The sequence below is a fragment of the Geobacillus jurassicus NBRC 107829 genome (genome assembly GCF_001544315.1).
GTDB lineage: Bacteria > Bacillota > Bacilli > Bacillales > Anoxybacillaceae > Geobacillus > Geobacillus jurassicus.
Genome location: NZ_BCQG01000045.1, coordinates 24,351 through 30,632 on the forward strand (window position 1 = coordinate 24,351; position 6,282 = coordinate 30,632).

At 54.6% G+C, this 6,282-nt stretch carries 6 protein-coding genes; 1 reads left to right on the forward strand and 5 read right to left on the reverse strand.

The genetic code is table 11. The annotated features are described in order from the left end of the window. Nucleotides 1–4: 4 nt before the first annotated feature. The 4 genes from murA to GJ1_RS13015 form a co-directional block, all read right to left on the reverse strand. Nucleotides 5–1,291, reverse strand: coding sequence for a UDP-N-acetylglucosamine 1-carboxyvinyltransferase (gene murA / locus GJ1_RS13000; RefSeq protein WP_066233151.1), 1,287 nt, complete (start codon nucleotides 1,289–1,291; stop codon nucleotides 5–7). Nucleotides 1,292–1,423: 132 nt separating this feature from the next. Continuing rightward, a complete protein-coding gene (gene fsa, locus GJ1_RS13005) occupies nucleotides 1,424–2,065 on the reverse strand; it encodes a fructose-6-phosphate aldolase (protein WP_066233154.1) in 642 nt (213 codons plus the stop codon). A gap of 92 nt (nucleotides 2,066–2,157) precedes the next feature. Next, nucleotides 2,158–3,021: a class II fructose-bisphosphate aldolase gene (locus tag GJ1_RS13010; RefSeq protein WP_066233157.1), complete on the reverse strand. Its 864-nt coding sequence runs from the start codon at nucleotides 3,019–3,021 to the stop codon at nucleotides 2,158–2,160. A 220-nt stretch (nucleotides 3,022–3,241) separates the two neighbouring features. Continuing rightward, on the reverse strand, nucleotides 3,242–3,604 hold the full coding sequence (locus tag GJ1_RS13015; protein WP_066233160.1) for a response regulator: 363 nt from the start codon (nucleotides 3,602–3,604) through the stop codon (nucleotides 3,242–3,244). Nucleotides 3,605–3,729: 125 nt separating this feature from the next. On the opposite strand from GJ1_RS13015, the gene GJ1_RS13020 reads away from it, so the two are divergent. After that, nucleotides 3,730–4,251: a DUF2529 domain-containing protein gene (locus GJ1_RS13020; RefSeq protein WP_066233163.1), complete on the forward strand. Its 522-nt coding sequence runs from the start codon at nucleotides 3,730–3,732 to the stop codon at nucleotides 4,249–4,251. A gap of 258 nt (nucleotides 4,252–4,509) precedes the next feature. Here the strand turns inward: GJ1_RS13020 and pyrG are convergent, their stop codons facing one another. Beyond that, complete coding sequence (pyrG, locus tag GJ1_RS13025) at nucleotides 4,510–6,105, reverse strand: CTP synthase (RefSeq protein ID WP_066233166.1); 1,596 nt, start codon at nucleotides 6,103–6,105, stop codon at nucleotides 4,510–4,512. Nucleotides 6,106–6,282 lie beyond the last annotated feature (177 nt).

Here is a 6,282-nt window from a genome sequence, read left to right on the forward strand (position 1 = left end):
GACGTTACGCGTTTTTCACTTGCTCGATTTCTTCATCCGTCATTTTTTCGCGCCAAATGGTGGCGCCGATGTCAGACAGTTTTTCGACGAGGTTGCTGTAGCCGCGGTCGATATGCTCGACGCCGGTGATCTCGGTCACCCCTTCGGCCATCAGCCCGGCGATGACAAGCGCCGCCCCGGCGCGCAAATCGCTTGCCTTCACTTTCGCCCCTTGCAGTTTGACCGGGCCGGTGACGATGGCTGAGCGGCCTTCGACTTTTACATTGGCGTTCATGCGCCGCAATTCATCGACATGCTTGAAGCGGGCGCTGTAAATCGTGTCGGTGACGACGCTTGTGCCGTTGGCTTTAGTGAGCAGCGCGGTAAACGGCTGCTGCAGATCGGTCGGGAAGCCTGGATAGACGAGCGTCTTGACGTCAACCGCTTTCAAAACGTCGGTGCCGCAAACGAGAATTTGATCTTCACCCGTCTCCACGCGCACCCCCATTTCGCGCAATTTGGCCGTCAGCGATTCCACGTGCTGCGGAATGACGTTGTCGACGACGACTTCGCTATTGGTGGCCGCGGCGGCAATCATGTACGTCCCGGCTTCGATCCGATCCGGGATGATGGCGTGGCGGCAGCCCGATAATTTTTCGACGCCGTCAATGCGGATCACATCGGTGCCGGCTCCTTTGATTTTGGCGCCCATGTTCGAAAGCAATGTCGCTACATCGATGATCTCCGGCTCTTTCGCCGCGTTTTCGATAATCGTCCGCCCTTTGGCGCGCACCGCCGCCAGCATAATGTTGATCGTCGCGCCGACGCTGACGACGTCCAAAAAAATGCGGGCTCCGCGCAGTTCTTCAGCGCGCAAATAAATCGCGCCCTGCTCGTTCGTTACGGTCGCGCCAAGCGCCTCAAATCCTTTGATATGCTGGTCAATCGGACGCGGCCCGAGATGGCAGCCGCCCGGCAAGCCGACGACCGCTTTTTTGAAGCGGCCGAGCATCGCCCCCATCAAATAGTAGGAGGCGCGCAGCTTTTTCACCTTCCCATTCGGAAGCGGCATGGACACCATATTCGTCGGGTCGATGACCGCCTCTTTGCCGTCAAACGAAAACGAGCCGCCGATTTCTTCGATCAAGCTTCCTAAAATGTGCACGTCGGAAATGTCCGGCAACCCCTCGATCGTCACCGGCGAATCGGCCAAAATCGCCGCAGGAATCAAAGCGACTGCGCTGTTTTTCGCGCCGCTCACTTTGATCGTTCCCCGCAGCCGATCCCCGCCGATAATTTTCATTTTATCCATCGTCGTCTCCCTTCTTTGCTCGGAAGTTGGCTTCACCCCTGGGACGAAAAAGCAAGGCCGGGCGGGCTCATCACCTTCAGCCCGAACGCGGCAGAGCGAGCCCGCTTAACCCAAGAGGCAAACGGCTTACTTTCATTTTTGCCGATTCCAGTCGGCGAGAAACTTCTCGATTCCTTGATCGGTAAGCGGATGGTTGAACAATTGCATAAGCACCTTGTACGGAACTGTGGCGATGTGCGCCCCGCGCAATGCCGCTTCCGTCACATGATGCGGATGGCGGATCGAAGCGGCGATAATCTCGGTCTCAATGCCGTGAATGTTGAAAATCTCAGCGATCGTGGAAATGAGCTCTAAGCCATTATGGCCGATGTCATCGAGGCGGCCGAGGAACGGAGAGACGTACGTCGCGCCGGCGCGTGCGGCCAAGAGCGCTTGGTTGGCGGTGAACACAAGCGTCACGTTCGTTTTAATTCCTTTTTCGCTGAACGCCTTCACCGCTTTTAATCCTTCCGGTGTCATCGGCACTTTGATCGTAATGTTCGGAGCGATTTTCGCCAGCTCTTCGCCTTCGGCGATCATGCCGGCAGCGTCGGTCGAAATGACTTCAGCGCTGACCGATCCGGAAACGATCGACGTAATTTCGCGCAGCCGATCATGGAACGATACGTTTTCCTTCGCCACGAGGCTCGGGTTGGTCGTTACGCCGTCCAAAATGCCGAGTTCATGGGCGTGTTTGATTTCTTCCAAGTTGGCAGTGTCGATGAAAAATTTCACGGTTGACCCTCCTTGTTATTCGTTGCACATGCAAAGGCGGCCGCGCGGCGGCCAAACGCCCGCCTGCTGAGCCGTTGCGTTGACCCTGCTCGTTATCGCGCCGCTTTTCCAGACGAGCCAAACTCGCGCATTTTGCCAATGACCGTCGCTTTGATGGCATCGCGGCCCGGGCCGATGATTTTGCGCGGGTCATATACGTTCGGGTCTTTGGCGAGCAGCTCGCGGACGACTTTCGTAAACGCCATTTGATTCTCCGTATTGACGTTGATTTTCGATGTGCCAAGGGAGATCGCGCGCTGAATTTGCTCAGTCGGAATGCCGGTGCCGCCGTGAAGCACAAGCGGAACGCCGGTTAAGTCGCGGATTTGTTCCATTTCGGCAAATCCGAGCTTCGGCTCTCCTTTGTACGGGCCGTGCACAGAACCGAGCGCCGGAGCGAGACAGTCGACGCCTGTCCGTTTGACCAGCTCTTCGCACTCTTTCGGATCGGCGTAAATGATTCCTTCGCCGACGACGTCGTCTTCCTGCCCGCCGACGATGCCGAGCTCCGCTTCAACCGAAACGCCGCGCGCATGAGCATATTCAACGACTTGCGAGGTGATGCGGACGTTTTCTTCAAATGGATGGTGGGAAGCGTCAATCATGACCGAGGTAAACCCGGCGTCAATCGCCGCTTTGCATTTTTCAAAGCTCGAACCATGGTCGAGATGAATGGCGACCGGAACGGTGATGTTCATGTCTTCCATTAACCCTTTGACCATGTTGACGACCGTTTTGAATCCGCTCATATAGCGGGCCGCCCCTTCAGAGACGCCGAGAATGACCGGCGATTGTTCCTCTTCGGCCGCCGCTAAAATCGCCTGCGTCCATTCCAAATTGTTAATGTTGAATTGACCGACCGCGTATTTGCCGCGCAGCGCCTGGTTGAGCATCTCTTTCATCGATACTAACGGCATGGTTACATCCTCCTTAGCTGATCGTCGTCTTTATCGCCATGGCGGTGACTGAACCCATAGGCGCAAAATCTATCTACGTTATAAGCATACCAACTTGCCGGCGAAACAGCAACATTTCCACCCTTTATTCTCCTAAAGACGGCAGCGTCATCAATGTCCATCGATGCGCTTTCTTTGCCAAAGGAAAGGCGGTCCATCGATGGACAACGGAACGCGTCGCTTAGGCGGTAATGTATTTTTTCACGGCGGCGCGCAAATCGTCAATATCAAACGGCTTGGCAAAATGCATGAGCGCCCCAAGCTCTTTCGTTTCTTGAATCATATCGAGCTCCCCGTAGGCGGTCATGATGATCACCTTAATATCCGGATCGATATCTTTCAACCGTTTTAAAATTTCAATGCCGTCCATGCCGGGAATTTTCATATCGAGAAGCACAAGATCGGGGCGATGTTTGCGGGCGATTTCGAGCGCCTGCATGCCGTTGGCTGCTTGATACGTCACATATCCTTCGCGTTGAAACACTTCGTTGAGCAAAATGCGAATGCCATACTGATCGTCGACAATTAAAATTTTGTTTTCCACCGTTATGCACCTCTATTCTCTTTTTTTCTCCCTATTAATGTTTCGCATTTTGCAAACCCATTTCCTGCTTGCTTTTCTTGTTGTTTGCCGATTTTGGTATAATAGCGGCGAAGGGAGGCCGAACCGTGAAAATTTTGACGACGCAAACGATCGGATTGTTGCAAAAAATCGCCGCTGACGAAGAATGGGCGCTTGAAGACGGGGCGCGCTTGCTCGCTCAGGCCGCCATTGGCGACGGGCGCATCTGGCTGTATGGCATCGGTGAGCTCGATGCGGTCGTCACCGCCGCGCTTCTTGGCCCTGACCCGCTGCCGAAAGCGAAACGTCTTGAACTGACAGCAACGGATGACTGGCGGGAAACGGACCGAGCGCTTCTGTTCGCCCGCTTTTCGAACGATCCCGAGGCCATTCGCCTCGTCGAACAGCTGCAAGCGCACGGCGTCGATGCGGTCGCTGTCGCAACGCTCGTCAAGGATGAACCCGGACTGGCCGATCGAGCGGCTGTCTTCATCGACAGCAAACTTTCCCGCCCGCTCGTGCCGACCGACGACGGCCGCCGCATCGGCATGCCGACGATCATCACCGCTTCCTTCATCTACTACGGGCTGTGCGTTTTGCTCGATGAAATTTTGTCAGAATACGAATAACGGCCGCTCTCCGCTCAGCCAAAGGCAAACAAAAGCCGCGACAAACGAAGGTGCCCCAAAAGAGCCGGGGCACCTTTGTATATACGCAGAAAACCAATGCCGGAACACGATAGGCGGCAACAATCCTTTTGCGACAGCTTCTGCTTGAAAAAACGTAGACAATCGAGACATGTGCCAACACCGGATGCATCTCCCGAACAGAAAAGGGGCTGTTCCCAAAAGCTGCAAAACAGCCTTTTGAGTCCAGCCCCTTTTTTGTCACTCTTTCAGTGACGCTTTGATAAACTCACGGAACAGCGGCTGCGGCCGCGTCGGGCGCGAAGTGAATTCCGGATGGAATTGCGCGGCGACGAACCAAGGATGATCCTTGAGCTCGATGATTTCGACGAGCCGTCCGTCCGGGCTCGTGCCGGAGAAGACAAAGCCGTGCTCTTCCATGATCGGTCGGTATTGGTTGTTGAATTCGTACCGATGGCGATGGCGCTCGTAAATGACTTCGTCGCCGTAGGCGGCGTAAGCGAGCGTCCCTTCCTGCAGCTTGCATGGATACAAACCGAGGCGGAGCGTGCCGCCCAAATCTTCGACATCTTTTTGTTCCGGAAGCAAGTCGATGATCGGATGCGGCGTGTTCGGGTCAAACTCAGACGAATGAGCGCCTTTCAGGCCGACGACATGACGGGCAAATTCGATCGAGGCGAGCTGCATCCCTAAGCAAATGCCCAAAAACGGCACGCGCTGCTCGCGGGCGTAGCGGATCGCTTCAATTTTCCCTTCGACGCCGCGGTCGCCAAACCCGCCCGGAACTAAAATGCCGTCCGCCTCTTTCAGCAGCTCCGCTGCATTGTCGCGCGTCACATGTTCCGCATTCACCCATTGAATATCAATATCCGTATCAAACACATAGCCAGCATGGCGGAGCGCTTCCACGACGGAAATATAAGCATCAGGAAGCTCGACGTATTTGCCGACCAAAGCGATTTTCGTCGTTTTCGATAAGTTGCGCACTTTCTCAACGAGCGCCTTCCATTCGGTCATATCCGCTTCGCGGCAGTTGAGGCGCAAATGTTCGCAGACGATTTGGTCTAGCTTTTGTTCTTGAAGCATCAGCGGCACCGCATACAGCGTATCGGCGTCGCGCGATTCGATGACCGCTCTCGGGTCGATGTCGCAGAACAAGGCGATTTTTTCTTTCATTTCCTGCGGCATCGGCATTTCCGTGCGCACGACGATCACGTTCGGCTGAATGCCAAGGCTGCGCAATTCTTTCACGCTGTGCTGCGTCGGCTTCGTTTTCATTTCTCCGGCCGCCTTAATATACGGCACGAGCGTACAATGAATGTACATGACGTTTTCGCGGCCGACATCGCTTTTGATTTGGCGGATGGCTTCTAAAAACGGAAGCGATTCAATATCACCGACCGTGCCGCCGATCTCCGTAATGACGACATCAGCGTTTGTCTCTTTTCCGGCGCGAAAGACGCGCTCTTTGATCTCGTTTGTGATGTGCGGAATGACTTGCACCGTGCCGCCTAAGTAATCGCCGCGACGCTCTTTGCGGATGACGGCCGAATAAATTTTCCCCGTGGTGACGTTGCTGTATTTGTTCAAATTAATATCAATGAACCGTTCATAATGCCCTAAGTCCAAATCCGTCTCCGCGCCGTCATCGGTGACGAACACTTCGCCGTGCTGGTACGGGCTCATCGTCCCTGGGTCCACGTTGATATATGGGTCAAACTTTTGGATCGTCACGTTCAACCCGCGGTTTTTCAACAAACGCCCAAGCGAAGCCGCTGTAATCCCTTTTCCGAGCGAGGAAACAACGCCGCCTGTCACAAAAATGTATTTCGTCATTTTGTCTTCCCCCTTGCCGAAATTGCGATAACAGTTTCAGTGTTTGCGAAAGGCGCAAATAAAAAACGCTCCGCTTACCGTACGTAAGGGAGCGATCGATCCATTCGTCCGTTTTCAAGAGCCCAACACACATTGTACCGAGTTCCCTCGGCAAAGTCAAGCGGCTATTCATCTTCG